At 38.5% G+C, this 25,822-nt stretch carries 26 protein-coding genes; 13 read left to right on the top strand and 13 right to left on the bottom strand.

Annotation, left to right across the window (positions count from 1 at the left end; translation table 11 throughout):
• Positions 1-26: 26 nt before the first annotated feature.
• Positions 27-1,328 carry an NAD(P)/FAD-dependent oxidoreductase gene (locus tag MF4642_RS00530; RefSeq protein ID WP_078424944.1) on the bottom strand — a complete coding sequence of 434 codons (1,302 nt, stop codon included), beginning with the start codon at positions 1,326-1,328 and terminating at the stop codon, positions 27-29.
• Positions 1,329-1,452: 124 nt separating this feature from the next.
• Positions 1,453-2,763: a D-alanyl-D-alanine carboxypeptidase PBP6B gene (locus MF4642_RS00535; protein ID WP_078424945.1), complete on the bottom strand. Its 1,311-nt coding sequence runs from the start codon at positions 2,761-2,763 to the stop codon at positions 1,453-1,455.
• Between the two features lie 179 nt (positions 2,764-2,942).
• Between MF4642_RS00535 and MF4642_RS00540 the strand changes: the two genes are divergently transcribed.
• Positions 2,943-4,646, top strand: coding sequence for a M61 family metallopeptidase (locus tag MF4642_RS00540; protein ID WP_078424946.1), 1,704 nt, complete (start codon positions 2,943-2,945; stop codon positions 4,644-4,646).
• Positions 4,647-4,727: 81 nt separating this feature from the next.
• Here MF4642_RS00540 and uraH read toward each other — a convergent pair whose 3' ends face one another.
• Complete coding sequence (gene uraH / locus MF4642_RS00545; RefSeq protein ID WP_078424947.1) at positions 4,728-5,126, bottom strand: hydroxyisourate hydrolase; 399 nt, start codon at positions 5,124-5,126, stop codon at positions 4,728-4,730.
• A gap of 530 nt (positions 5,127-5,656) precedes the next feature.
• Here uraH and MF4642_RS00550 point away from each other — a divergent pair.
• Together MF4642_RS00550 and MF4642_RS17045 are read left to right on the top strand one after the other, a co-directional pair.
• The gene (locus MF4642_RS00550; RefSeq protein WP_004696733.1) at positions 5,657-7,888 is read left to right on the top strand and encodes an NADP-dependent isocitrate dehydrogenase; all 2,232 of its coding nucleotides are present in this window, start codon (positions 5,657-5,659) and stop codon (positions 7,886-7,888) included.
• Between the two features lie 293 nt (positions 7,889-8,181).
• The gene (locus MF4642_RS17045) at positions 8,182-8,931 is read left to right on the top strand and encodes a hypothetical protein (protein WP_193791706.1); all 750 of its coding nucleotides are present in this window, start codon (positions 8,182-8,184) and stop codon (positions 8,929-8,931) included.
• 68 nt (positions 8,932-8,999) lie between these two features.
• On the opposite strand, the gene MF4642_RS00560 is transcribed toward MF4642_RS17045, so the two are convergent.
• The 3 genes from MF4642_RS00560 to MF4642_RS00575 form a co-directional block, all read right to left on the bottom strand.
• Positions 9,000-9,788, bottom strand: coding sequence for a pseudouridine synthase (locus MF4642_RS00560; RefSeq protein WP_078424948.1), 789 nt, complete (start codon positions 9,786-9,788; stop codon positions 9,000-9,002).
• A 106-nt stretch (positions 9,789-9,894) separates the two neighbouring features.
• A complete protein-coding gene (locus MF4642_RS00565) occupies positions 9,895-10,098 on the bottom strand; it encodes a helix-turn-helix transcriptional regulator (protein WP_029575045.1) in 204 nt (67 codons plus the stop codon).
• A 572-nt stretch (positions 10,099-10,670) separates the two neighbouring features.
• Complete coding sequence (locus MF4642_RS00575; RefSeq protein WP_114392980.1) at positions 10,671-11,369, bottom strand: hypothetical protein; 699 nt, start codon at positions 11,367-11,369, stop codon at positions 10,671-10,673.
• Positions 11,370-11,976: 607 nt separating this feature from the next.
• On the opposite strand from MF4642_RS00575, the gene MF4642_RS00580 reads away from it, so the two are divergent.
• Complete coding sequence (locus tag MF4642_RS00580; protein WP_029575044.1) at positions 11,977-12,927, top strand: MobA/MobL family protein; 951 nt, start codon at positions 11,977-11,979, stop codon at positions 12,925-12,927.
• Between the two features lie 68 nt (positions 12,928-12,995).
• Here the strand turns inward: MF4642_RS00580 and MF4642_RS00585 are convergent, their stop codons facing one another.
• Positions 12,996-13,841, bottom strand: a complete 846-nt coding sequence (locus MF4642_RS00585) for a hypothetical protein (protein ID WP_010326923.1) — start codon at positions 13,839-13,841, stop codon at positions 12,996-12,998.
• Entirely contained in the window at positions 13,831-14,169 is a 339-nt protein-coding gene (locus MF4642_RS00590) for a hypothetical protein (protein ID WP_078424950.1), read from the bottom strand. Before MF4642_RS00590 ends, MF4642_RS00585 begins: the two co-directional genes overlap by 11 nt.
• A 1,111-nt stretch (positions 14,170-15,280) precedes the next feature.
• On the opposite strand from MF4642_RS00590, the gene MF4642_RS00600 reads away from it, so the two are divergent.
• The 9 genes from MF4642_RS00600 (at position 15,281) to MF4642_RS00645 (ending at position 21,069) form a co-directional block, all read left to right on the top strand.
• Entirely contained in the window at positions 15,281-15,889 is a 609-nt protein-coding gene (locus tag MF4642_RS00600; RefSeq protein ID WP_010326921.1) for a hypothetical protein, read from the top strand.
• A gap of 30 nt (positions 15,890-15,919) precedes the next feature.
• Positions 15,920-17,269, top strand: coding sequence for a CAP domain-containing protein (locus MF4642_RS00605; RefSeq protein WP_010326920.1), 1,350 nt, complete (start codon positions 15,920-15,922; stop codon positions 17,267-17,269).
• The gene (locus MF4642_RS00610; protein WP_078424951.1) at positions 17,259-18,056 is read left to right on the top strand and encodes a hypothetical protein; all 798 of its coding nucleotides are present in this window, start codon (positions 17,259-17,261) and stop codon (positions 18,054-18,056) included. Before MF4642_RS00605 ends, MF4642_RS00610 begins: the two co-directional genes overlap by 11 nt.
• A gap of 15 nt (positions 18,057-18,071) precedes the next feature.
• The gene (locus MF4642_RS00615; protein WP_078390424.1) at positions 18,072-18,455 is read left to right on the top strand and encodes a hypothetical protein; all 384 of its coding nucleotides are present in this window, start codon (positions 18,072-18,074) and stop codon (positions 18,453-18,455) included.
• A gap of 95 nt (positions 18,456-18,550) precedes the next feature.
• Complete coding sequence (locus MF4642_RS00620; RefSeq protein ID WP_078424952.1) at positions 18,551-18,796, top strand: type II toxin-antitoxin system HicB family antitoxin; 246 nt, start codon at positions 18,551-18,553, stop codon at positions 18,794-18,796.
• A gap of 32 nt (positions 18,797-18,828) precedes the next feature.
• Positions 18,829-19,110, top strand: coding sequence for a hypothetical protein (locus MF4642_RS00625; RefSeq protein ID WP_078424953.1), 282 nt, complete (start codon positions 18,829-18,831; stop codon positions 19,108-19,110).
• Positions 19,111-19,136: 26 nt separating this feature from the next.
• Positions 19,137-19,712: a DUF6088 family protein gene (locus MF4642_RS00630; protein ID WP_078424954.1), complete on the top strand. Its 576-nt coding sequence runs from the start codon at positions 19,137-19,139 to the stop codon at positions 19,710-19,712.
• 178 nt (positions 19,713-19,890) lie between these two features.
• A complete protein-coding gene (locus tag MF4642_RS00635; protein WP_078424955.1) occupies positions 19,891-20,205 on the top strand; it encodes a type II toxin-antitoxin system Phd/YefM family antitoxin in 315 nt (104 codons plus the stop codon).
• A gap of 558 nt (positions 20,206-20,763) precedes the next feature.
• Positions 20,764-21,069 carry a hypothetical protein gene (locus MF4642_RS00645; RefSeq protein ID WP_078424956.1) on the top strand — a complete coding sequence of 102 codons (306 nt, stop codon included), beginning with the start codon at positions 20,764-20,766 and terminating at the stop codon, positions 21,067-21,069.
• 313 nt (positions 21,070-21,382) lie between these two features.
• Here the strand turns inward: MF4642_RS00645 and MF4642_RS00650 are convergent, their stop codons facing one another.
• From MF4642_RS00650 to MF4642_RS00670, 5 genes are all read right to left on the bottom strand, one after another.
• The gene (locus MF4642_RS00650) at positions 21,383-22,300 is read right to left on the bottom strand and encodes a DUF4435 domain-containing protein (protein ID WP_078424957.1); all 918 of its coding nucleotides are present in this window, start codon (positions 22,298-22,300) and stop codon (positions 21,383-21,385) included.
• A gap of 12 nt (positions 22,301-22,312) precedes the next feature.
• Positions 22,313-23,650, bottom strand: coding sequence for an AAA family ATPase (locus MF4642_RS00655; RefSeq protein ID WP_078424958.1), 1,338 nt, complete (start codon positions 23,648-23,650; stop codon positions 22,313-22,315).
• 373 nt (positions 23,651-24,023) lie between these two features.
• Complete coding sequence (locus MF4642_RS00660; protein WP_078424959.1) at positions 24,024-24,242, bottom strand: DUF6500 family protein; 219 nt, start codon at positions 24,240-24,242, stop codon at positions 24,024-24,026.
• Positions 24,243-24,299: 57 nt separating this feature from the next.
• Positions 24,300-24,518 (bottom strand): hypothetical protein, encoded by a 219-nt coding sequence (locus tag MF4642_RS00665; RefSeq protein ID WP_078424960.1) that lies wholly within the window; start codon positions 24,516-24,518, stop codon positions 24,300-24,302.
• Positions 24,519-24,522: 4 nt separating this feature from the next.
• Positions 24,523-25,818: a Y-family DNA polymerase gene (locus MF4642_RS00670; RefSeq protein ID WP_078424961.1), complete on the bottom strand. Its 1,296-nt coding sequence runs from the start codon at positions 25,816-25,818 to the stop codon at positions 24,523-24,525.
• Between the last annotated feature and the right edge of the window lie 4 nt (positions 25,819-25,822).

A 25,822-nucleotide genomic window follows, 5' to 3' on the forward strand; every position in this document is an offset into this window, starting at 1 on the left:
TATTAGTGGGGACGCATTTTTAGATTTCAATGCAATTTTATTTTCGGACCGACTTTTTTATTCATCAGGTCTTTTGCGGTCATCAGCCCAGCTTGGGTATAGCCATGTAAGGTGGCCTGATGGAGTCGATATAAAGAAACATACATGGTTTTTGCCAGCACGCCTTGCACATTGACTTGGCCCAGGAGTTCGCCCACAGCTTTGTATTGACTGAGGGAAACCAAAGAGCCTTTGTCAGAAAATTTAAACATCGGCAAAGACTGACCACGAATGCGCGCTTTGAGCGCTCGAAGCAAAAAGGCTGCTTGTTGGCTGGCCACTTGAGCACGTGGGCCAAGGACTGGTTCATCGGCCGCGGGCTGGCAGTGAGCACAATCGCCAAAGGCAAAAATGTTGGGGTCGGAACGGGTTTGCAAAGTTGCATAGACTTTAAGACGTCCAATCGCATCTTTTTCAAAGCCTTCAAGCGCATTTAAAACGACAGGCGCTTTGATGCCTGCCGCCCAAACTTTTAGATCGGCATCGATTTGTGAGCCGTCAGCAAAATAGACATGGTCTTTGTCTAACTTGGCAACACGGTGATGGATGAGGACTTCAACGCCAAGTTTTTCCAATTGGGTATGTGTGTGATTTGCCATTTTGGTGGATAGGGCGGGAAGAATACGATCCGCTGCTTCAATCAAGGTCACTTTGACTTTGTTTGGGTCAATTTTATTGAGACCGTATTTAAAAAAGGTACTTTTCGCATGGATCAATTCGGCTGCAAGCTCGACCCCTGTGGCACCTGCACCAATAATCGCAATATTGAGTGCGCGTGTTTCGGGGCGGTTTTGTGCATCCAAATACAAATGTAGAAGGTCTTGCTGGAAAATTTCAGCTTGCTGGCGACTGTCGAGGAAATGGCAGTAATGTTTAGCACCTTCGGTCGAAAAGTCGTTAGAGGTCGAACCGACTGCTAGGACTAAGGTGTCGTAGTTGAGTTCAAACTGCGTGGTTTCCGTGTTTTGTTTGGCATATTGGCGTGCTTCAAGTTTTACATTTTTATGTTCTTGATCTAAGCCGACAAAACGACCCAAAACAAACTCATAATGATGCTTAGAAGCATGTGCAAAATAATTAATTTCTTCAACACTTGGGTTGAGTGTACCTGCCGCAATTTCGTGGAGTAAGGGTTTCCAGATGTGGGTGAGGTTTTGATCGACGAGGGTGATTTTAACCCAGTTGGATTTTGCGAAGCTGTCACCGAGTTGCGTTGCTAACTCTAGACCACCAGCACCACCGCCAATAATAACAATATGGTGTGGCACTTGTTCTGTTTGTACAGCCATATGAAGCAACCTATTTATTATTAAAAAAAGAAGATGACATTGAATATGCCATCTTCTTGATTTATTGATAATTAGATTGTCTTACAAGTTACATAAAGTATAAAACTCGGGATACTGCTCGAACTTAACCGAGTGTATAGGTTTTTACTTTAGGTTCATCGCTTGATAAAAATGGAAACAAGCCTTTGAACCAAAACATTAGACGCTGGAAAATATTGGCTTCTTCAATTTGTACATCTTCTTCAATGGTGAACGTTTGAATGAGCTGATTGTTTTGATAGACCTGCACTTTCGCCAGTTGCATCACTTCAGCCAGCGGAGCGGTCAGCTTGTTTTGCAACACTTCAATATTGAAATGCGTTTTTGTGGACTCTAATGGATCAATGCGTTGAATAGTACCATTGCCTGTATTGAGCATAATGCGTTGGTTGGTCTGGTCAAAGGCATGTAAGTCAATGGCATATGGTTGATCGTACAGTGATGTAGTCACAATTTTCGGTTGCTTACTTTCCACTTTGAACATTTTCAATGTCGATTTAACTACAGGCAGTTCAGCAATAATTTGCTTATCTTTCAGCGCAACTTCGTTACGAGTATAGGTATAAGACAAATTCATGAGGTTGTGTGCAACTTCAGCACGCTTAGCTGCACTTTCTGTACCCAAAACGATGACCACCAAGCGACGGTTTGGATTGTCTGGATTCATGGTCGGGCGGTTTGCTGTCAGTGCTAAGTTATATCCCGCTGCTTTGGTATAACCTGTTTTTAAGCCATCTACTGTCGGGTCTTGTTTTAACAGAATATTGGTTGCACGGTGAAAGCGTTGGTTATAGCTAAAACTTTGCTGTTTTGAATAGTGTAGATAGTCTGGTGTTTCATTCACCAAGGCTTGGCCTAATAGCGCTAAATCATGTGCAGTCGAATAGTGCTCTGGCATGGTGATACCCGCAGGGTTTTGGAAATGCGTTTCAGTCATTCCCAGTGCTTTGGCTTCTTGGTTCATTCGTGCAACAAAGTTTGGAATATCACCAGAGATGCGTTCCGCTAAAGTCACTGCTGCGTCGTTGGCAGACATGACCACTAAACCCGCTAAAAGCTGATCCACAGAAATCTGTTCACCTTGTTTTAAGTACATTTGGGACTCATCCCACATCACCGTACTGACCACAGGTGTTGCGGTAAGAATTTCGCTCTTATTGAGCTTCCCTGCATTAATTTCTTTGAGTGCAATATAAGCCACCATCATTTTGGTGAGCGAAGCGGGCGCACGTTGAACATGACTATTATGCTCTGCAATGACTTGCCCCGATTGGCTGTCAAAAACTGTCCAAGCTTGAGCTTCAACTGTTTCAGGAACAATGTTGAGCAATGCCGCTTGAGTGAAACTTGAACATAAGGCGAAGAGTGTAGCGATGAAGTAGATGACAGCTTTCAATGAAATTCCCTAACCAAGCCATTCCGTGACTTTTAAACTTAAAACAGCTGCAAATGCTATGCCTTTTTTACTTCAATGACCAGTCAAAAATGCAGACAAATGTGACTGTGACGCAAAACTGGCGTAAATAATGCTAAGCTAAGTTATAACTCATTTCATTTTATTTTGTATCGCCCATTATGTTGCATTATCAGATCGAATTTGACGATTATCGTCAACACCTTATACACGTGACTTTACGTTTTGTAGCAGACCCAACACAGGTACTTTCATTACCGACTTGGATTCCGGGTAGTTACCTCATTCGCGAGTTTTCAAAGCATATTGAATCGGTTCGTGCTTATGATGAAGAAGGGCGTTTGTTAGAAATTCAAAAATTTGAAAAGAATAAATGGCGTCTTTTTAATACCGATCATGAATTGATTACGGTTGAGTATGATGTCTATGCCTATGATCTGTCGGTGCGCGGTGCGTATGTAGATCAAACCCGTTTATATGTAAATCCTGCATGTGCTTGCTTAGGTTTGGAGGGTCAAGAGGACAAAGCAGTTGAAGTTGAACTGTTCCTTCCTGATGAGCTAAAACACTTCGAATTGGCTACTGGTATGGCTTCAAAAAGCCTCGTTAAAGGTCGTTTTACCTTAAAAGCCAAAAACTATGCCGAGTTGATTGATGCACCATTTGAGTTGGCTGAACAGACTCGGTTTGGTTTTGAAGCCAATGGTATTCCGCACGAGTTTGTGGTGTCAGGTAAACATGTTATGAATGCTGCACGTATGCAGCAAGACATTGAAAAAATCTGTGCAACAGAAATTTCAATGTTCGGCTCAGCGCCATTTTCAAACTACACCTTTATGACGATGGCGACAGCAAATAGTTATGGCGGTTTGGAGCACCCAAATTCAACCAGCTTGATTAGTCCACGTGAAGACTTACCAAAAGCCAATGAGCCTGAAGAGCCGTCTGAAGACTATCAACGTTTCTTAGGTTTATGTAGCCATGAATACTTCCACTCATGGTTGGTTAAATTCATTCGTCCTGAAAACTTTGTCAATTATGATCTAAATAAAGAAGGCTATACCTCTTTGCTTTGGATTTTTGAAGGTTTCACATCTTATTATGATGACCTGATTTTGCTGCGTAGTGGTGTGATTTCCCAAGCCTCATATATCAAACTACTCAAAACTCAGATTGATCGTTATTTGCAAAATCCAGGTCGTTTTGTTCAGTCTGTGTCTGAGTCTAGCTTCGATGCATGGGTGAAATTTTACCGTCAGGATGAAAACTCGAACAATGCAGGCACCAGCTATTACAACAAAGGCTGTTTGGTTGCCCTATGCTTAGACTTAGGATTGCGCTTACGTGGTTCAAGCCTAGACGCGCTTATGCGTAAACTTTATGAGAACACGCAAAAGGGTATACAAGTACATGAGCGTACGATTGTTGAGTTGTGTAATGAACTGACAGGTGATAACTGGATTGAGCAAATCAATCACTTAATTAACACTACAGATGAGTTGCCGCTGGATCAACTTTTCCCTGAATTTGGTTTAAGCTATAGCCTGAAAAATGACAAGTCATTACCGCTAGGTTTAAAGCTTGTAGATAAGCCAGAAGGCGTCTTGGTGCAAAGCGCACGTCGTGATGGTGCTGCTGCTCAAGCTGGCCTTTCTGCCCATGATGTGATCATTGCGATTGATGGTCTCAAAGCAACGGTGAAACTGGTAGAAAAGTATGCCAAGCAAGAAGGTATATATAGCATTTTGGCATTCCGCCGTGATGAGTTGATGAGCTTTGACGTAAAAGCTGCTGGCTCAGAGCTGACTGAAGTGGAATTGAAAGTCGAAGATCAAGCGAAAGCAGAGAAGTGGTTCAAGGCTTAGTCCCTAAGCCACTTGATTTGATTCTGTACAGACAAAAACCGATGCTTAGGCATCGGTTTTTTATGTGCTTATTTATGTGCATTAACTACCACGGTAAGTGGAATAGCCATATTGGCTAATTAATAGAGGAATATGGTAATGATCCAATGAGCCATCAATTACAAATACCTCGGGCACTTCTGGAAAGAATGAGCGCTGATTTTTTTGGCGAAACCAATCACCCGTTTTAAAGGTAACTTTGTATACACCTTTTTGTAAGGCCGTATCTTTGGGATATAAATCGTTGATTCGACCTTGGTCATCGGTCGTGCTTGAGCTGATTTCTGTCCATTTATCATTTTGTTGGGCTTCAAGTGTCACTTTGACATTGGCAGAAGGGAGACCATTTTCCAAATTCAGCACATGGACGCTCAATGGGTTTTGAGCAAAACACCAAGAAGAAAAACCAAGTCCAATGATCGGAAGCAGCATTTTTAGCATTGAATTGACCCTTACCGTTGCAGGAAAAAGATTCAGTTTAACCAACCCTATAAAAAACATAGGTTTAAAAATGTAAAAATAGAGGAGTAGGCGTAGAGGGTTTATGTATTAATATTTAAGCTTTGGCATGTTGGGTTGCTTTGCCTGTTTAAATTTAGCGCTGAGAAAAGTCATTCTGATGCATGTAGGGCTAGATGCATGTAGGGCTATAAGACTATAAAAACGATTTGAAGACTGTATTATGTGAAAACTATCTGTTGTTGTGGCTTAAATGAGGTAAATAACACATTTCGCTAAAAAATTTGTTTATTTGCTAAGCAAAAGCTAAAGCCTTGTGGAAAGACGTGATTTTGAAAAACGAAGGCTGTAGTGGTATTTTCTGGCGAAATGTCGTTATCACTGGATATTACGTTGACTGGAAAGCCCTGAGGGACGATACTTTCAGGGTTTTATTCAAGCACATCGGTTCGCAGGGGTTGAGCCAGAAGCTCATCACCCTAAAAAACTCAATCTAACGCAAGGGGCTATATATGGCTGGTGGAAAGTCAACCATCATTTACACACTGACCGACGAGGCGCCATTGCTAGCGACTTATTCGCTACTGCCGATCATTGAGACCTTTACTAAACCTGCTGGTGTAGAGATCGTTAAAACTGATATCTCTGTTGCCGCACGTGTTCTCGCAGAATTCTCTGAATACCTAAAAGAAGAGCAAAAAGTCCCAGACAATCTTGCAGAACTAGGTCGTCTTACCCAAGATCCAGATACTAATATCATCAAACTCCCGAATATTAGTGCCTCTGTTGCTCAGTTAACAGCATGTATCAAAGAGCTTCAATCAAAAGGCTACGCGATTCCTGACTATCCTGAAAACCCAACTACTGAAGACGAAAAAGCGCTTAAAGCGCGCTATGGCAAATGTCTTGGTTCAGCTGTAAACCCTGTATTGCGTGAAGGTAACTCTGACCGTCGTGCACCAGCTGCAGTGAAAAACTATGCGAAAAAACACCCGCACTCTATGAGCGAGTGGAAGCAATGGTCTCAAACTCACGTTTCTCACATGGATGAAGGCGACTTCTACCACGGTGAAAAGTCGATGACTTTAGACCGTGCACGTAATGTGAAAATGGAACTCATCACCAAGTCTGGTGAAACGATTGTTCTGAAGTCAAAAGTTGCACTTCAAGACGGCGAAATCATCGACTCAATGTTCATGAGCAAGAAAGCGCTTTGCGATTTCTATGAAAAAGAACTTGATGATTGTAAAGAAGCGGGCATTTTGTTCTCTTTACACGTGAAAGCAACCATGATGAAAGTTTCACACCCGATCGTTTTCGGTCACTGTGTGAAAATTTACTACAAAGATGCTTTTGAAAAACACGGTAAATTGTTCGATGAGCTAGGCATTAACGTAAACAATGGTATGGCTGGTCTTTATGAGAAGATCGCAACTTTACCGACGTCTTTACGTGAAGAAATCATCGAAGACTTACATGCTTGCCAAGAACACCGTCCTGCACTTGCAATGGTTGATTCGGCGAAAGGCATCACAAACTTCCATTCACCAAACGACGTAATTGTAGATGCTTCAATGCCTGCAATGATCCGGGGTGGCGGTAAAATGTGGGGCGCTGACGGCAAACCTTATGACTGTAAAGCAGTAATGCCTGAGTCAACTTTTGCGCGTATCTACCAAGAAATGATCAATTTCTGTAAGTGGAACGGTAACTTTGACCCACGTACAATGGGTACTGTACCTAACGTTGGTTTGATGGCGCAAAAAGCTGAAGAATACGGTTCGCACGACAAAACTTTCGAAATGTCTGAAGCGGGTGTTGCAAACATCACTGACCTAGAAACTGGCGAAGTGTTAATGACTCAAAATGTTGAGGAAGGCGACATTTGGCGTATGTGTCAGGTGAAAGATGCACCGATTCAAGATTGGGTAAAACTTGCAGTAAACCGTGCTCGTAACTCGGGTATGCCAGCAATCTTCTGGTTAGACCCATACCGTCCGCACGAAAATGAAGTGATCAAGAAAGTACAAAAATACTTGAAAGACCACGACACTGCTGGTTTAGATATTCAGATCATGTCTCAAGTACGTGCAATGCGTTATACACTTGAACGTGTAGCGCGTGGCCTAGATACGATTTCTGTAACGGGTAACATCCTACGTGACTACCTGACTGACTTGTTCCCAATTATGGAACTTGGTACTTCAGCGAAAATGTTGTCTATCGTTCCGTTAATGGCGGGCGGTGGTATGTACGAAACTGGTGCGGGTGGTTCAGCGCCTAAACACGTACAACAGCTTGTTGAAGAAAACCACTTACGTTGGGATTCTTTAGGTGAGTTCTTGGCGCTTGCTGTTTCTTTAGAAGAGCTAGGCATTAAAGAAGATAACGCTCAGGCGAAACTTCTGGCGAAGACTTTAGATCAAGCGACTGGAAAATTACTTGATAACGACAAGTCTCCATCACGTCGTACTGGCGAGTTAGATAACCGTGGCAGCCACTTCTATTTAGCGAAGTTCTGGGCTGAAGCGCTTACTGCACAAGATGAAGATGCTGAGTTGAAAGCGAAGTTTGCTCCACTTGCGAAAGCACTTGCTGAAAACGAAGACAAGATCATTGCTGAACTTGCTCAAGTTCAAGGTCAAGCTGCTGACATCGGTGGTTACTATGCTGTAGATACAGCTAAAGTAAATGCTGTAATGCGTCCAAGTGAGACTTTGAATGCTGCACTTGAAGCGATCTAAGTCAAAACTAAATCGATAAATTTACCGATGAAGTGAAAAAAGCCGATGCGAATGCATCGGCTTTTTTTATAGTACTTTATGCTTTCTATTTAAAAAATTTGATGATGTTTTTTAATATCAGATGTTTGTTATAACTATAAATGGCTTTGTTGCATAAATATGTAAGCATCTGATTTAAATAAATTTAATTTTAGATCAAAAAATAATCAAAACTTTTAAAATCATATAGTTATGAAATCTTTGTGCAACAAAGCCACTATAAATTAATAATGCTTGAGTGATCTAATTGAGATATGAATAAAAAGAGTTTAATTTTTGGGGTAATAGCTACTTTGATTTGGTTTCTAGGAATTTATGTATTCAGTCAAAGTAATAGTTATAATCTGCCTGCAACACTCAATGAATTGGGTGATTTTCTTGCGGGTATTTTTGCACCTATTGCATTCTTTTGGCTAATTTTAGGTTATATACAGCAGGGCAAGCAGTTAGATCAAAATACTAAAGCTTTAGAGCAACAAGAAAAAGCGTTACAACTTCAGATTGATGAGATGAAAGAGGGTGTTAAACAGCAAAAAGAAATAGCATTAATTAATGAAAAGACTTTGCAGGCATCATTTGAAAAAGCCCGACCTGAGATAGGTTATTATGCACCTAGTGCTTTTAAACATTCTGAAGATCATTATTCGTTATTATTGAATGTGCATAATATAGGTAAAGGTGATTGCTATAATTTGACTGCATATTTACATGATGGAATTTCATCAAGAGCGCATATTAATTTTCTACGAGTTAGGGGGCTAATGCCCGTTGCATTAAGTACGTTTAAAATGAAAAATGTAGCGTTTTTTAATGATAGCTTACAGTATAGTAATTTTTTTGATGATATCTTTGGAGATACGGGTGAAACTCTTACTGCAAAAATAAAAATTGAATATGAAAATGTTTATGGGTATAAATTAGAAGAGATATGGGAAATAAAATTTTCGCTAAAGAGCGATTTTGATAAAATGTTAAAGCAATACGATTTTGAAAGAGAAAAATAAATATAAGTACTTTTTGTATAGTATTAATTATTAAAGCCCACGTTCGTGGGCTTTAAAATACTTAATTTTTAACGACCATTACGTCCGCGACCACGTGGAGCTTTCGTATTAGGACGAGTAGTACCATTGGTTTTACGCTTTGGTTTCTCACTATCATCCATTTGCCAAATACGCTTTGTACCTGACTTTTTCACAGAACCATCTTTGTTCTTACGAACCATAGGCTTACCACCTGTACCACCCGGTTTTTTCACATAAGAGCGCGAACGGTAAGGTTCTTCAGCAGGAATGTTTTGAAAGTCAGGGTATAAAAGTGGTTCGATTTCTTTGGATTCACCTGGTTGTAAACCCATTTGAACCAAATCAATTGCACCAATTTTAGTACGGATTAAACGTAAGGTTGGAAAACCTACAGCAGCAGTCATGCGACGTACTTGACGGTTACGGCCTTCACAAATTGAAATTTCGACCCAAGAAGTCGGCACAGACGCACGGAAACGTACAGGAGGATCACGCTCCCATAACCACTCAGGTTGTTCAACTTTAGATGCTTCAGCAGGTAAAGTCATACCATCTTTCAGTTCCACACCTTTACGCAACTGCTCAAGGGCTTCTTCAGTGACATCACCTTCAACTTGAACCAAGTATGTTTTAAATTTTTTATTGGCAGGGTTAGTGATGTATTGGTTTAAACCACCATGGTCGGTTAAAAATACCAAGCCTTCAGAGTCCATATCCAAACGACCAGCCAAGCGCAAAGTAGAGTCGCTGACAAAGTCAGACATCGTCATATGTGCTTCATCTTTACGGAACTGGGAGAGGACGTCATAGGGCTTATTCAGGATGACGATTTTCATTATAACCTACTAAAATATATAAATTAATTTTGATGTGGTTTCCTACTTACCCGTTTAAGTACCCGCTCTGGGAGAGATAGCGGAGAAATTAGGAATAAAATGACCACTAATTGTGGGGTACTATATCAGATTTAGGCTTATGCTCCTCAACTTTATTCTTAACGTACGAGGAATACCAAAAAACATCTTTATCAGAAAGTCTAATTGGTTGCTGAATATCCCCAGTATTAATCATGTTATAGAATTTATCTTTTCCAATGGATAGGAGTTGCATAAATTCTTTAGCTCGAATTCTGCGATCAATCTCAATCATCTTGCATCCTCTGTGCTCATCCCACCACCTTCATATCTAGAGGATAAGACTCTTGGTGATTCATGTATTCTTCATCAAATGACGGGTAAACTGTATTAGCTTTTAAATTGTGCTTTTTAAATATAAATCTAAGTGAATTTTTCGTACTGTTACCAGAAAAAGTGCAGCTACCATTAGCTTGTACTTTTTTTACATATTCAGATAATTCAAACCGAATTTTGAAGTTCATCGATCCTCCCATAAATTGATAAATTTTTCATTTTCAGGGTGAGCTGGTAATTAAATGAAAAACCGAATATGCACATTATCAAAATATTTAAAAAAAAGATGAGAAAAGTTTAAAAAACAAAAAAAAGGTTTATTTTTTAATTTATTATATCAGTAAAATAATCTTAAGTTTGTTTAGATGGATATTCATTAAATTAGAAATGGTTTTTTGTAAAGTGATTTTTAAAAAAATATTATTATAAAGTAAGAGAGTTAAATTTTTAAAAACGCACACGGCTTAGCCGACCCTGAAAAAAAGGTCGGCTATTAACGCATACTGCTTTTTCTGTTAGTTTTTTTATTTACTCATCGTAAATTAAGAATGGATTATTTAAATTGAGTAAAATTGAATTCTTTTTGTTGTTAAATTCTCTTCCAGTTTCTGAAGTACTAAATTCATTTATCTCTTCAGTGTTAAATGATTTTCTCTCAAAATAATCATGCATTAAATAGAGTTTCATGATCTCAAATAATATATCGATTGGATCATCATCATTATTATTTAATTTAAGAAGCGACAATAATGTCCCACCAATAAAAAATTTTTGATGATTCTCTCTATTTCTCTTTTTAATATTTTGTTTCTTTTCTAAAGCATCATCCGTGTCTAAGATGTTTTGATGGATTTTTATTTTTATATCATCGGGTAATTTTGACATATAATTGTCTAACATTTTTTCAGCTAAAAAATAATGTTCAAGCACTGGTGGAACAACTTCTCCGAAATAACTATAATCTAAAATATCGCGTTCTATTTTTGTGATCGATTTTGGATCTTTTTTAGATATAAAAAGAAGTTTATTATCATACGTCTTTCTTTTTTTTGTATATAGATACGTTTTTCTGATTAATTGTTTTTCTTTATCACTCAGTTCCCCTAATTTTTTTTGTTCGATTAATTGAATGACATCATAATGTGAACTTTCGAATGCACGGTTATTCATTGCAAAATATTCGATTGAATTAATATGCTCTTGTGTTGTTAATGCTGTACGACTCATCGTGATATTTTCTCACTAAAATAATAAAAAATGTATATCACATGTCAATTTTAAAACTTGAGAAAAGTTTAAATATTCAAAAAAAGTTCTGTTTTTTTTCTGCTCTCTGTTAGTCCTGCTAGTTTGGCTGTTAGTTTTACTGTTAGTGGTGAGCGATAAAAATCATTTTTTGCGAATGCAAAAAAAAGATTTTTATCTCGTCTCCGTGTTCATTAAAATTTTCTTTCAGAAAATTTTAATGAACACTACGGCTCGTCCTGCGGAGCACTTTTAGTTAGTTAAGTGTTTGTATTTAAATGATATTATTTATTAAATATTCGAAAATTTACTTGAAGTGGCTAAAAATTGCACAAACGCCTGTTACACGTTAAAAATTGGGGCTGTTACATGTTTTTTTGCTTAAATTTCGTTCGGTGTTACACGTTAAAATTTCTGTTGTTACACGTTAAAACTGGGGGGTGTTACACGTTAAAAGTACATACATTTATGATGCTGATATATTTTCTATAAAAAAATCGCATTATTTTTTCATTTTCTGTATCAAACGAATAAAATTTTTGAATAATTTTATATGCTCCATTTTCTTTATTTGAAATTGGATTTGTATATGTATTATTTTGATTTACGTCATAATGTGAAAGAACTAAAAATTCAGCATAAAAATTTGCGTAGAGACAAATTTAGACATTCTTCAGAACTCGGTTATCACTACATTACGCGAACATTATATTTTTCAACGCATAAACAAGATATTGAAGAGCTTGAATATACAGCATCAGCCAATATGCCAATCTGGGCAGCTGATTGCCCCGAAGTATTTTGGAATGCAGCGGATCAATATGAAAGTATGAAGGGGAGGACATCTACGCATATTACCGTGGCTCTGCCGAAAGAACTCAATTATATGCAGCGGATAGATTTATCAAATCAACTTATATATGAATTCTGCGGTCAATATCAGATGCCCTACAGCTTTGCCATCCACAATCATGTTTCAACCCTAGATGGGCGTTATGAACAACCACACCTACATTTATTATATTCAGAGCGAAGTATTTATGATGGTATTGAACGAACACCAGAACTGTATTTTCAAAGACACTGTCCAAAGAATCCTGAGAGAGGCGGTGCCAAGAAACTAACAGCAGATGTAATTGGTCTCGGTCGTCATCAAATTAATCATTATCGAAAAATCACAGAAAATGTCATAAATAAATTTTTAAAAGAATATGCACCCATTAAAGAGGTGGAGATCTACGGAATTAAGTTCCACGTCGAAAATAAGGTCTCATGTTTATCGAATGAAGATTATAATCAAAAAAATGGGACAAATTTAAAAGATGTTCCGCAAATACCGAGGCATTATTTACATAGTAAAGATCCGAATATTCAAGAAAAAATTCAAATGGTTAGGCAAACAGTTAAAGAGATTCGAGAAGCGAATTTATATGAATTGCATCAAGCCGAGTATCAGCTTGAATTGTCCAGAAAAAATCAGTATCAATATGAAAATAATGATATTGTTCAGAAGCCAAAATCTAATGATTTCGACTTCTAATTTATTTTGATTCTCAGTGTAAGGATAGTTTCTAATAAGCAAGTTCAATCTGGATAAGATGAACTTGCTTACTTGATTAAATAGCTGTCGATTTGCAATTGCTCAAGTGCATGCCATTGATAACGATCCTGACCTGAAAAATGCTGTTTGATATAGGCAATATGTCGAATCACGTGTTTCTGCTGTTTGAGTAAATGCTGAATGCGCTGATCTGCATAATGAATATCAACGCGCTGCTGCAACAGCGCTTGATAAAAATGACGATAATCAGGGTTCATATTTTTCAAAATTTCATGTGATGCAATTGGAGAGCGTGGCTGACTCAATCCTTGTGCCGTCGTATTTCCAGAAATGACAATTTTCGGTTGTACGGAACTTTTCGCTGGTCTTAAGGACTGTGTGGGTGTATCTGTCTGAGTTTTGAGAGTGTGAAACGCGTGTTGAATTGACTGCGTTAGCGTATCAGCTTGGGTGTCTTTAAGTGGATTTGTACTTCTTTCAGGCTTTGTACCAGTTGTATTTGTCATTTGCACCGACGATTGCGGTTGAGCTTGAGTTTCAGTATTCGGCTGGATCAGTTGCTTTAACTTTCGATAGTTAATTGAATAAAAGTTGGTTTGAAGCCATTTATTTTTTGAGAGCTTTTTAATCACTAAAATCTCCGCTTGTTTTAATTTAGCGACGATCCGTTTGATTGTGGAGACACTATAAATCCCCAGAGTTTGTTGCCACTGTTCATAGCTATGAAACCAATACTTTTTTCCTTTGTGGACTTGAGCATCACTGTGTTCTAAACAGTAGTGCAGCTTTTGTAAAAAAGTCGCGGCTGCGACGCCATACGCTTTTGCAAGCGTAGGCGAAGCAATTAAAGGGTAGTCAGAGGGAGCCAGCAGAATATGCTGATTATGCTTCATAACGTGCTCCCAAAAGACGCTCAGCACGTTCAATCAGGTTTTGACGTTGATGGGTGCGGAATGCCCAGAGCGATGGGGTATGATTATTTTGATTGAGTTTTGCGACTTCAGCGATTTGTTCATCATTCATCTGGCGTATACATTGACGAATAATTTGGTGCGCATGTTCAAGCTCGGTCAACAAGGAGTCTGCAGTATCGAGTGCTTGATAAAGATGGGTTAGACTTTGACGCTGGGGATTTGAAATGCTTTTGCCAAGTTCAACAATCAGTTGAGAGGCTTGTTTTTTAGATGTGCAAGTGTATGCACCATGAAAAGTAGCGTTCATAGCAGTAGTCCTAGATAAGTTTTAAATACTTACCAGCATTACTTCTCACGGTAATGGTGGCAGCGAGACAGGGGTGAGAATACTGAATCTAGGATCAGCCAACCTTACGGTTGCCCTATCAAGCTGCCATAACGACTGCTAAAACAGTAGACAAAAAAATAGCCGCGAGTGCGACATTAATTTGCACCTAGATTGTATCAGGTTCTCACGCCTGAACACAGATTTTGCTGTGTCCTATAAGCTTATCTGCGTATCCATTGCACTGTCAACGCTGTATTTGCATATTTTTACAAAACGCTACATTTAATTAATTCATTGATTAAGCTTTAGTTATTGGGGAAGTCTGACGGCTGGGTTTACCTATGATGAACAGGAGTATGTCGTTGGATACGGCAGGGCTTTTCTTCAGATCCACTTAAAAAAGTGAATGTTTGGTGAAGATCTATTCAATCATTTTATTCATTTATTTTATTACAGAAGAGCAGTTCATTTTAAACCGATCCATAGCATCAAAATCAGCCCATTGATGGTTTTAATTTGAGCTTATGGGTGAAATCAATAACTTAACTGAATTTATTCAAGGCGATCATGTGAATTTTATCGTATCGCGAAATTGACTAAAGCGCTGGATAAATCTAATATGAGCTCGCTGGCCTACATTGCCAGTCGGTTTTGACAGACCGATTCATCTAGCACATGAGGTTTATATTTTTGGATATAAACTGAATGTGGGAATCTTCACGTCCCCCTTTTTTTCTATGGTAGGACGGAAGGGGGACACTTTCGGGTGTGCTGATTCCTAGATGATCAGTCTGTCAACCCCTTTTCGTTCTGCCACCATTATTTGACAGTAATTTGGTAGAACTTCTATTACATCTAGGAGCTTCTCATGCTGTATCCATCTATTCTTTATTGTGCCTCCGCACCTATTCAACCTTGTTGTGTCCTTCAACAGGGCATACAGCACTGATTTTAATTTTTAAGCGGTATTAAAAAAACATTTTTACACGAACAATCTCTAAGGTGGATGGCTCAATCACGCCTATAAAAAAATACTTATTTTTATATCCCCTTGTGATTGTCAATTGCATTGAACATGCGGGGAACAATGATGTCTGAATTCACTCAACCAAAAATCATTCCAATCGAAAATCGCCCATCAAAATCCAAAGTCTTTGTAAAGTGCATCGTGGTGCCGATCGTCATCTTTTTGATTATGGCCAAAGTCTTTTCCTTTGGCTGGTTTGGCTCTCTATTCTTTGGAATCTGGCTGTTGTGGTTTGTGATCACTTATTACTTCTATGAATATGGCAATACCTACTTTGCAGGTATGACGGAGCAACTGACGCGCCAAGGTGAACAGTTTAATTATCACAATCGTGGGGTCTGGATTAACAGTCAGGATAAAACCATCATCCTGTTTGATGAACCTGAACAGCGTTTAGTGAAATACCCATTTGACTATATTACCTCGGTCGGTCACTTCAACTTAGTTGAAGACAAAGTGTCTTATTCCAGCACAATCACCAGCAATCCGATGACGGGAACGCATATCCGCCAACACGAACATCGCAGCCCAGTCAAAAGAGAATACCAAGTCAATATTGGAACACGCGATCAATTCAAACCCCATTACCGCCTCAAGGTGTTGTTTCCTTGGCGTAGCCCAAAAATGGCCAGTGAAATCCGCCAACTGCTATCGGCCGATCATTACCAATAAAAACTAAGAATAAGAGGGAGTAATAAACGTATGAAACATTCAAAAACGGGGATACCATCCATCACAACCAGCACCTTGATGCTGGTCATCAGTATGGCGATGGTTGGATGTGGCGGTGGTTCAGGCGGAAATACTGGTTCCAATAGTGGTGGAACGGATGGGGTAAACGATGGTGGTACTTCACCTCAGCCTGTCACGTGTTCTGAAACGCAATATCTACAAGAAGGAATTTGTAAAAACAAGACAGCACAACGCTTTGAACCTTTATTGGTCTCTCGCTTTCTCAAAGGTCAGGCCTATCAATTGAACTTGAAGACTGATCAAGATCTGACCTTCAGTTTTAGCAGTCAGAGTCCGAATATTTGTGACTTCGAACAAGGGGAGCTCAAAGCCCTTGATGTGGGCAAATGTACTTTAAAACTGACACAGGCAGGAACCTCACAGCTTCTGCCTGTGAATAGCACGATGGTAGTGGATGTCATTGAGGCGCATGCAGAGGAGCATAAAGATTTGAATGCTTGTCATGCAGGGAGACCCAGTGAGGCGGAGCGGCAGCTGTTTATCAATACCCTGAATGAGATCCGTGCCTTACACAATCTGCCGAAAGTTCGCTATGACCAAGCCTATGAAGACCAAATGATGCAAGCCTCTATGTTACTGGCGGTGAATGAAAAGACCTCACACTATCCGGACCGTACGTGGCGCTGTTTTAGTGACATTGGCTATCAAGGGGCTTCAACATCGAACTTGAACTTTGTTCAAGCCTATCAACCTTTAGCCAGCTACGGTGCTGATACCCATCTGATCAATTGGTTGATTGAAAAAAACTCGAGCAGCATTGGACATCGACGTCATATCTTGAGTCCATTCCTGAGCAAAACTGCCTATGGCGAAGTCTCCAATACTGAGGCTAAAAGCGTACCGACCATCTTAGGCGCTGCCATGAAAGTGGTCTATCCCTATGCATCGCAAACCTTAAGCACCACGATGCCGAAAGGGGTGATTGCCTATCCGTATCATGTTTATCCGAAGAAATTCTTTTCAAAAAATGAACCTTTATCCCTGTCGATATTAGTCAATCCACAAAATACCTATGCCAACAATACGGTGGATTTTTCTCAGGCGAAACTAACCGTGACGAGACGGGATAATCAGCAAAGCCAAACGATCAGCAACATCCAGTATGACAATATCAGCTATGGTTTAGTCGCCAATAATCTGCAATTCCATTTTAGCGCAATGGAATACAACGTGATCTATGACGTTAATGTGCAGAATGTATTGGTGGATGGAAAAGCTGAGGACTATACCTACTGGTTTAAAGTTGATGATCAGTCTAGTGAACAACACTTATCAGGAGAATCATCCAATGAGATTTAAGCTGAGGCCATTTTTACTTGCCAGTGCTTCACTACTGGTATTACAGACAGCGGTAGCTCAACCCGTTTCTAACGCCAATGCATTGACTTTGCAGCCAGTGACTTTAGCGCAGGGCTTAAACTGTTTGGATTGGGCCAAGCAAGAACAGTCGTTTAGCAATCAACTGGCTACGGGAGATTGGACGCATACAGCAGCCTCTAATCTAACGACTCTGCAACAACAATTTCAGCAGCACTACACCCAGCAAAAATCAAGCGTTGTGGATGATCCAGACGATGAAAACTACTGTGAGGATTGTCCTGAAATAGAAGTCTATTTGCCCAAAGATAAACGCAATCCGATTCAACGGATTGAGGCTTTGATGCAGGTCAGTGTGGCTGGGGCAAGTACTTCGATTTATCGCAATGATGACATGGCTCAGACCAAGCAGAAGCTAGAGGAAGGGTTAAAGATTCAGTTCAGTCACTATAGTGGACAGCAATTTAAACGTTTTAAGCAGCAGTGGGATCAAGCCTCAGCACATGACAATGAGAAACGAACCAAGACCCATCAGGTCTTTCAGCAGTATCCACATTTAAAAGTGTTTAACGGGGAGGTCTTTCAAAACGGAAAACGTTACAGCCCTAAACAGATTTACATCTATACCCAGCACTATAAACGGGATGCTTCTGATCTGAGCAGCATGATTGCCTATATCAGTCTGTATGACCATCCCGTGAATCCATCACAGCACATATTACAGTGTGGCTTTATTGACAATATGTCTTACACCGCTTCAACTGAATAAATAACGAGTAGCATCATGAAAAAAATATTTTTAGCGGGCTTATGTCTCAGCCTTTCAAGCTTGGCCTGTGCGGGCGCCAAAGAAAGCCTGATCGGAAAACGTCTGGTGATGGACATCCCGGATGTCCAATGTGCGGGCTTGTCCTTCTCCAAAAATGGCAAAGATGCGGCGATGTATGCAGAACTGGGACAGTGTCAGGATCCCTTACATCTTAGGGTCAGATGGTTGGATGACAAGACCTTTATCTTAATTGAAAAAGTACGTCTCAATGAGACCTCTCCACCCCGTAGCTTTTTATACAAAGTCAAAAGCATCAATCAGGATTATGTCCAGCTGACTGAGATCTGGACAGGGTGGGGAGACTCAAAAGACGATACGCTGGGTTATTATTTTAGATAACAAGATCGGAATAGTGATCAAGACAGGCCCTTGCTGAGGTAGGGGCTTTAAAACAAGAAATGAATAGTTCGATCAGTATTTAAAGGAATTCAATCATGGTGTGTAGTCCAATGTTTTATCCAGCAAAATTCGAACAAGAAGGGCAAGCTTATAACGTCTCTTTTCGAGATATTCCTGAGGCAATGACTTGTGGTGACAATTTCGAGGATGCGCTACAGATGGCCAAAGATGCGCTGTTTACCAGTGTGGACTTCTATCGTGAAGAGGGTCGGATTTTACCTCCACCCAGTGAATGCCAAGAGGGTGAGATCCTGATTGCTTTGGATCTGGCACTGAAATAAAGCGCATAGGGCTCAAAAGTGAGGAGAGCGAGATGGAAAGCAAAGAACAGGAAGCTTTAGAAGAATACAACCACTTAGAGCAAACGAAAGATATTTTATGTGACGTTTGTCAGGAGTTCACTCAACTGAACTATGCAGTCCTATCCGCCAATTGGGGCAGTGGGTCGAAGCATGATGGAGAACAGTATCAACTGCATTTATGTGAGGCATGTTTCTTCGCGACTCTCGCAACGTTAAAAAGAGAGCATCGAGTGAAGCAGATGTTTAATGAGGATTTTAATGAAGCTGCATTAGAAAAATTTGGTTTGAAATAAAGATGACTTGATGACGGATTGTGCCTATGGATGACAATATTAAAAGACTTTTAGTAGAAGCTGAATTGAAAAACTTAGCAGCGGGCTCAGTGTTTTCTGTTCAAGAGTTTAGTGTTGCTCTTTCTAAGAAGCAGCTTCTAAGCTTTTTATCTCCCTATTTAGATCAAGAGGAAGTCAGCCAGGTTATACCCAATATTTACTATAAAGTTAAATTCTCAAGTCTTTTTAATCCGCCGAGAGCCTTACCTCCTGATCTCTCCAAAGTGTTAGCCGCGATCACTCGATTAACCGGTGAGACGTTTCAATATGATGGTGGCTATTGTGCCAATCGTTTAGGGTTAAGTACTCAAGTGCCTCTATATCATGTCTTACATACCAATGGCCGTTCAAGGCGATTCAAACTGGCGGGTGTAGATGTGGTACTGAATCACACGGATGATCAGCGGCTCCTCCAATATCCTTTGCAAAAGGTCGGTATGGTGATCTCTGCTCTGTATTATTTAGGACCAAATGTTGTGGATGATAAGATCATAAAAGCGATCAAAGATCAGTTATCACCTGAGGAGTATGCAAAGTTACTTTCAGCAGATTTGCTGAAATAGCCCATTCCTGTGTAAGCCTACGAACTATTCCTATTTGCACCCTACCTATCATTCCTGTTCCAAGTAGGCGATCAAGAATTAAATTACATAGTTAATATTGATATTACATGCTTGAAATATGGTCAAATTATAGGGCAAATATGATGCAATTCTTACCATATAGTATGAGGTCTTAGATATGAAGGGATTAACTTTGATTAATGGTGCGACTGTTTCTGCGACTGATGTTTGCAAATCTTGGAGTAAAATTGTTCAAGCTGCCAAAGATAGCCATGAACCTGTTTTTGTTTGCAGGAACAATACGCCCGAAGCTGTTGTTCTAAGCTTTGAAGAATTTCAAAACATCCAGGAAATCGTTGAAGCTGCTCGACCTGAACAGCTAGGACAACAGATGGTTTGTGATCTGTTGGATATTGCTCAGTTAACTGGTCAGCCGATCAGACCTATGCTTTTGAACAAAAAAGGTGTGTTTGAAGAAGCAGAAGGGCAATAAGCATAGCTGTTGGTGATAATTATGGGATTTTCGTAAGATTTGATTCAGATACCCTTGAACGGAAAGGGTGTTATACAGTTGGAATTGGTAAAACTAATTTAACTGTTATATTTTTAGATTCGATTATAAGCCAGTACAAAGCAATAAAAAATGAGTTATCACCTGAAGATTATGCAAAGTTACTTTCAGCCTATTTGTCGCAATGGATCAAAAGGTTGATGAGTGATTATGAAAATTGGACTGCCACCACTTTCCTAGACAAATATGGTCTATTCTTGGACTGTCACCTGTATTAGGCTCTACATCTCCTGCTTCAGGATTTAATGCTAAGAATGTTTTGAATTCCTCATATTTTTCCTGAGCCCAATAAACAAGACAGTATTTAGTAAATAATGGTCTCACATATTGTATACATTGATTTTAGTTATACTACCTTGTAGTAGTTTATTTCATACTACTTGGTGATATTTTTACATACTAAATTTTAATTCACAGGGTTAAAGACGATGTACTATTTCGCAGAGGATCCCTTCTAGGTAATGTTACCTAGGAGGAACAATGAAAAAACTAAAACATCAATACAAGCAATCAATACAAAGTACTCGACACGATTATCTTTGGAAGGTTTACCCTAATGTCAGAAGTTCTATATTTAAGAAATTTAGAACTCAGCAAGAGCGTAGCTTTTATTTTTTGCATCGTATTGAATACAAAAGTTATTCGCTTAAAATTCGAGTAGCACGTGGTGCAGGCTTACCTCAAGTTTGGGATGATTTTCCGACTTGCGTTTATAAAGTTGCTAAAAGTTGGAAACATAATTCTAAGAGAGCACATCAGTACTACAAAGAACATGAACAAAAATAAAAAATGGGAGCTATCAGCTCCCATTTTTTGTTGTTTCTGCATAGCCTGCAGAATCAATAGCCCCATTATGTTAAATAGGGCTAAAATTCCCTCTTTGAGAAATCTGATTGAGCTGATCCTAGACAGTCTTAACCAAATATCGGTAACTGTCAGATTAGGTCGGAACTAATACACATGATCAAAGTTTTAATACTGTGCCTCCTGCTTTCAGCCTGCACAGGCCATTCGATTTCGACAAAAGTGCATGTCACTGTATGTGTACAATGTGTGAATTGAAAAGCCCTCAGGTGAGGGCTTTCTTACAATTTAATCTTCAAGCAGCGAAAAGATTCTCATGAATCCTTTGAATCAAAAAACTAAAGTCTCCATGTTCTGACATAGCAACAAGAGTTGTCCGTATAGTATCTTTATTAACAGCTAGATCACTCTTAATCTTGTATAAACATTCAGTATTATTTTGGATGATACACATACTACAGGGACTTCGCTCAGAATCACAATTACAGTTTTTCAATTCTGTATTAATATAAAGAGCTAGAATTTCGCAAAAAAATGATAAAAACCATTTACCTTTACATATTTTTTTCAGGGCTTCAATTGAATGATTTAAATTCAATGATGATTCAAATTCTCCTAAAGGTATATTGATCTCATTCAATAATTCCAGTTTCCTTTTGTTCTTTAATTCTTGATACGAGTCAGAGTAAGAATATATATTGGGATAATTTCTTTGAGTAGAGTTTTTCAAAGCATCTAAAGATATTTTGTATAAATCAAAAGATTTTTCTTGGAAAAAAATAAAAAATTTTTCAACTATTAATCGGTCAATTAATGCTTCAGGCGACCGAATAAAGTTAGAAATAATTTTTAATACAATTTGGTTGGATACTAAATGAGTTTCCATGGAGTAATAGGGTGTATAAATGAGATTTTGTAATGATCTAATTTCATTTCTAAAGTCTTTTACATCTTTATCCATAACACCCAAAACATACTTAGTTGCCAGACCTTCCGTAAATGTTGCATTTAAAATATCTATAGCTCTTTCAACACCCTTACAACCAGGCTCTATACCATCTAATTGTTTTGAAGCATAAATTTCAATATCTAAAGAATTTAAATTTTTAATTTTATCGTATATTGGAATGTCATCGACACCCTCAACTATTAGGTACGGGGTTCCAGACATTTTCGCTATAGTGATCAAATCATTAACTTGAATAAGAGACATAATATTTAACTTCTAAACTTTACCAATTTTGAATTCACGTAAGACCTTAGGATCTTGTCTTGTAATAAATGGTGAATGTGATGCAACTATGATTTGAGTTTTAGGTAGTAGTTTTGAGAATAAACCTATTAGTTCTCTTTGCCATTTTATATTCAAAGATATTTCTGGTTCGTCAATAATCAATAAATCTCTCTGTCGGCCTTTAAATAGAACTAAACAGAGTAAAGTTAATATATGTCGTTCACCACTAGATAAGTCATTTATTTGATGATATTTTCCGTTGATATCTACACTGGCTTCTTCATGAGTAACTTTTAATTTTTTTCCATTAATTAAAAAATTATTAAATGTATCAATTAGTGTGTTCATTGAGCTTAAATGGAATTTTTCAAAATCAAGTTCTTTAATCATATTCAAAAAAAGTTTTTGCAGTAATTCGTTTTTTGAGACTCTAAGTTGATATTCTTTTTGATCAATATTATTAATAATTTCTAATATATTTTTTTTAAAACCATTGTTCTCTCCATCCATTAGAGCTTCTACTAATCTTTCCTTGTTATTGACTAATTTAGTTATTAACTGTGGGTCATAAAAACTAATAGATTTATCTGGATTTTCATTTTCATTTTCAATTTCATTTATTGTAATTGCTTCAGAAAGTGTTTCAAATAAAGCACTTTGAATTCTTTGAGATGCAAAATATCTGGCTACCCTATAGTTTTCAACTAGCATTTCTTCAATATTTTCAATTTTAATATTCTGAATAAATATATGGGAAGAAGCAAAATCTAAGTCTGTAGATCTCTTTCGATTTGATCTATGATATGTTTTAATTCGCATATCAAGAAATTGACTTATATCTTGGAGTTCTGAAATGTTTAATTTATTAGAGACAGCATTTCTAGCAAAATAGTTTCTTAATGAATCAAATATAAACTGTTCTGGAATGTTTAGTGGAGATGTTGTCACTCCACGTTCTACACCTAGAGATAGGGAGCTAATTTGATCTAAAATATTACTATTCTCAGACCATGTGAAATTATTATCATCTGGGTTTTTTTCTACCCAAATATTTATTTCTTGTTTTATTGTTGGTTCATTATTAAATGATAGAAAATCCCTTCTTTCTTCAAACGTAAAAGTTGTGTCTATTCTAGAAATTTTTAAGTTATTTAGTTCTGCCTCATTTTGGCTAAGAAAAGCGTGAATAGCCTTCAAAAAGCTAGTTTTACCACTACCATTTTGACCATATAAAACAGTGACATTTCCATCAGCAAAATTTACCCCTATATTTTGATATATATCTTTAAAGTTAGTAATATCAAATTTTTTAATTTCAAATTTTTTCATATGTGAATTTCTAAAAATTAATTAACTGAATTATAACAAAAAAATATTTGATTTGTCGAAATATTCTTAGGAATTCAATCGAAAATCTTTTGAAGATTTTTTTCTTTCTAGAGTTAAATTTTGCTAGTACATTACAAATGTGATTGTATTTGAAGTACCTAAATTTTTGATCTAATGTTAGTGGTATTGTTTTAACTAAATATACCCATATATGCGTAAGATGTTTTATCAAACTGATAAATTTAATATTCTTCACTTATAAAATAGCACTACGCGCAGTCAACATGCCTTCCCAACTAAAGTAATCCCGCGTCAAACTTCCCCTAATTCAGCGACCAGCCAATTTTTGGCTGGTGCAATGTAATATCTATGATTAATGCTCACTTAAAATAAGCTGCCTAACCTTAACTGCTTTCTCGAAGTGATCAAGTTTGTGTTGTAGGATCCACCAGTGAGCAGCCTCCATCAATAGCTCAGGATTATCATTCTTATTCTTGAAGAAAGCATAAAAGGATAGTCCTACATTATCTCCCTTTTTCTCAATTTTCTCGTTACACCCACGAATAAAAATCTCTTTTAATTCATCTCTCATTTTTTGACCTTTGTTAATTATTCAATTTCTCTAAAACCCGTATTCCTGCGGATTGTTTTAGTTTACTTTTCCCAACACTGGAATCATTCTCGGTCCAGCCTGTCTAGCCTTGCCAATGATCTCTACCAGCTCATCATAAGTCAGCTCAAACTTATCCTCGCTGTCAAAGACGTAAACCATATTCTTGTCTTTGAATTCTTCAGGAGTCGGCGGGACAAAACGCTTAGGAATTAAAATCTGTGCCAATTGTTCATTTGAAAGTTTATAAATATGCATAGTCTTATCTCACTCTAAAGAGTTCATTCCATTCTGTTAAATAGTTTGGCGATTTACGTTCTTGATTCATTTGCCAGTGCTCATCTTTACGCCCGCACAAGCCCAACGACAGCGTGTTCTTGCCATACTTGTGGGTGATGTGATCTAAGGCGTTGGAGAGCTTGGCTCGCTTAATCTGTAGCGAATAATCGGTAAATAGGTCAGGGGAGAATTTTGCTTTAGGGATAATCTCCATCAGGATGATGCCTGCCTTTTTATACTTAAAGCCGGGTTTGAATACCTCATCAATTGCCTGCATTGCTATGCGGGTAATCTCTAAAACATCATCGGAGTGCTCGGGCAGCTGCATAATCACGTAAGGTGTGTATTTTGCACATTTATCAAAGCGACCAGTTTGAATAAACACCCCAATCATCTTGCATAGGGACATGTCATCTCGAAGCCTTGAGACAGCTCTTTGCACATATAAACGCACTGAAGATTTGATATTTTCAATGTCATAAATAGGTTGGCCATAAGACTGGCTGCTGATGATTTGCTTTTTAGCAGGGGCATCACTCTCTAGATCAATACATGAGATCCCATTCAGCTCACGTACAGTCTTTTCCATGACAATGCTGAACTGCTTTTTAATTTCTGCCGGGTGCGCTTGAACCAAATCCAAAACGGTACGGATATTCATTGCATGGAGCTTTTTACTGTTCTGTCGTCCAACACCCCAAACCTCACCAACATCGATTTGTGCAAGCATGGCTTCAGTAGAGCAGGGATCCATATCGACCAGATTGCATACCCCATTAAAAAACTTATTCTTCTTGGCTAGGTGATTGGCAATTTTTGCTTCTGTTTTTGAGCGGCCAATACCTACGCAGCAGGGTAAAGTAAGCCACTGCCAAGCAGTCTTACGAATATCTTGGGCATAGTCGGTTAAATCAAATAAGTGCTCGTAGCTGGTGAGATCCAAGAAGCATTCATCAACTGAATAAATCTCTTGCTCTCCTGGTGCAACATACATACCCAGTAAAGTCATAAAACGACGAGACATGGCCCCATACAGCGCAAAGTTGCTGGAGAACACTTGCACGTCGTGCTTCTTGATGATGTCTTGAATCTGGAATACCGGTACACCCATTTTAATACCAATGTCTTTGGCTTCTTGGGAGCGTGCCACGGCACAACCATCATTACTCGAGAGAACAATGACTGGACGATTATTGAGGGACGGATTAAAAATACGCTCACAACTGACGTAGCAGTTATTCACGTCCACTAACGCGAATATACGATTTTCAGCTTTCATTTTT

The sequence above is a fragment of the Acinetobacter sp. MF4642 genome (assembly GCF_002018925.1).
Lineage (GTDB): Bacteria > Pseudomonadota > Gammaproteobacteria > Pseudomonadales > Moraxellaceae > Acinetobacter > Acinetobacter johnsonii.

Bases quoted from the DNA above. Each gene is read 5' to 3' on its own strand.
- MF4642_RS00530 (WP_078424944.1), bottom strand. From the start codon at position 1,328: ATGGCTGTACAAACAGAACAAGTGCCACACCATATTGTTATTATTGGC.
- MF4642_RS00540 (WP_078424946.1), top strand. From the start codon at position 2,943: ATGTTGCATTATCAGATCGAATTTGACGATTATCGTCAACACCTTATA.
- uraH (WP_078424947.1), bottom strand. From the start codon at position 5,126: ATGCTAAAAATGCTGCTTCCGATCATTGGACTTGGTTTTTCTTCTTGG.
- MF4642_RS00550 (WP_004696733.1), top strand. From the start codon at position 5,657: ATGGCTGGTGGAAAGTCAACCATCATTTACACACTGACCGACGAGGCG.
- MF4642_RS17045 (WP_193791706.1), top strand. From the start codon at position 8,182: ATGAATAAAAAGAGTTTAATTTTTGGGGTAATAGCTACTTTGATTTGG.
- MF4642_RS00560 (WP_078424948.1), bottom strand. From the start codon at position 9,788: ATGAAAATCGTCATCCTGAATAAGCCCTATGACGTCCTCTCCCAGTTC.
- MF4642_RS00575 (WP_114392980.1), bottom strand. From the start codon at position 11,369: ATGAGTCGTACAGCATTAACAACACAAGAGCATATTAATTCAATCGAA.
- MF4642_RS00580 (WP_029575044.1), top strand. From the start codon at position 11,977: ATGTATTATTTTGATTTACGTCATAATGTGAAAGAACTAAAAATTCAG.
- MF4642_RS00585 (WP_010326923.1), bottom strand. From the start codon at position 13,841: ATGAAGCATAATCAGCATATTCTGCTGGCTCCCTCTGACTACCCTTTA.
- MF4642_RS00590 (WP_078424950.1), bottom strand. From the start codon at position 14,169: ATGAACGCTACTTTTCATGGTGCATACACTTGCACATCTAAAAAACAA.
- MF4642_RS00600 (WP_010326921.1), top strand. From the start codon at position 15,281: ATGTCTGAATTCACTCAACCAAAAATCATTCCAATCGAAAATCGCCCA.
- MF4642_RS00605 (WP_010326920.1), top strand. From the start codon at position 15,920: ATGAAACATTCAAAAACGGGGATACCATCCATCACAACCAGCACCTTG.
- MF4642_RS00610 (WP_078424951.1), top strand. From the start codon at position 17,259: ATGAGATTTAAGCTGAGGCCATTTTTACTTGCCAGTGCTTCACTACTG.
- MF4642_RS00615 (WP_078390424.1), top strand. From the start codon at position 18,072: ATGAAAAAAATATTTTTAGCGGGCTTATGTCTCAGCCTTTCAAGCTTG.
- MF4642_RS00620 (WP_078424952.1), top strand. From the start codon at position 18,551: ATGGTGTGTAGTCCAATGTTTTATCCAGCAAAATTCGAACAAGAAGGG.
- MF4642_RS00625 (WP_078424953.1), top strand. From the start codon at position 18,829: ATGGAAAGCAAAGAACAGGAAGCTTTAGAAGAATACAACCACTTAGAG.
- MF4642_RS00630 (WP_078424954.1), top strand. From the start codon at position 19,137: ATGGATGACAATATTAAAAGACTTTTAGTAGAAGCTGAATTGAAAAAC.
- MF4642_RS00635 (WP_078424955.1), top strand. From the start codon at position 19,891: ATGAAGGGATTAACTTTGATTAATGGTGCGACTGTTTCTGCGACTGAT.
- MF4642_RS00645 (WP_078424956.1), top strand. From the start codon at position 20,764: ATGAAAAAACTAAAACATCAATACAAGCAATCAATACAAAGTACTCGA.
- MF4642_RS00650 (WP_078424957.1), bottom strand. From the start codon at position 22,300: ATGTCTCTTATTCAAGTTAATGATTTGATCACTATAGCGAAAATGTCT.
- MF4642_RS00655 (WP_078424958.1), bottom strand. From the start codon at position 23,650: ATGAAAAAATTTGAAATTAAAAAATTTGATATTACTAACTTTAAAGAT.
- MF4642_RS00660 (WP_078424959.1), bottom strand. From the start codon at position 24,242: ATGAGAGATGAATTAAAAGAGATTTTTATTCGTGGGTGTAACGAGAAA.
- MF4642_RS00665 (WP_078424960.1), bottom strand. From the start codon at position 24,518: ATGCATATTTATAAACTTTCAAATGAACAATTGGCACAGATTTTAATT.
- MF4642_RS00670 (WP_078424961.1), bottom strand. From the start codon at position 25,818: ATGAAAGCTGAAAATCGTATATTCGCGTTAGTGGACGTGAATAACTGC.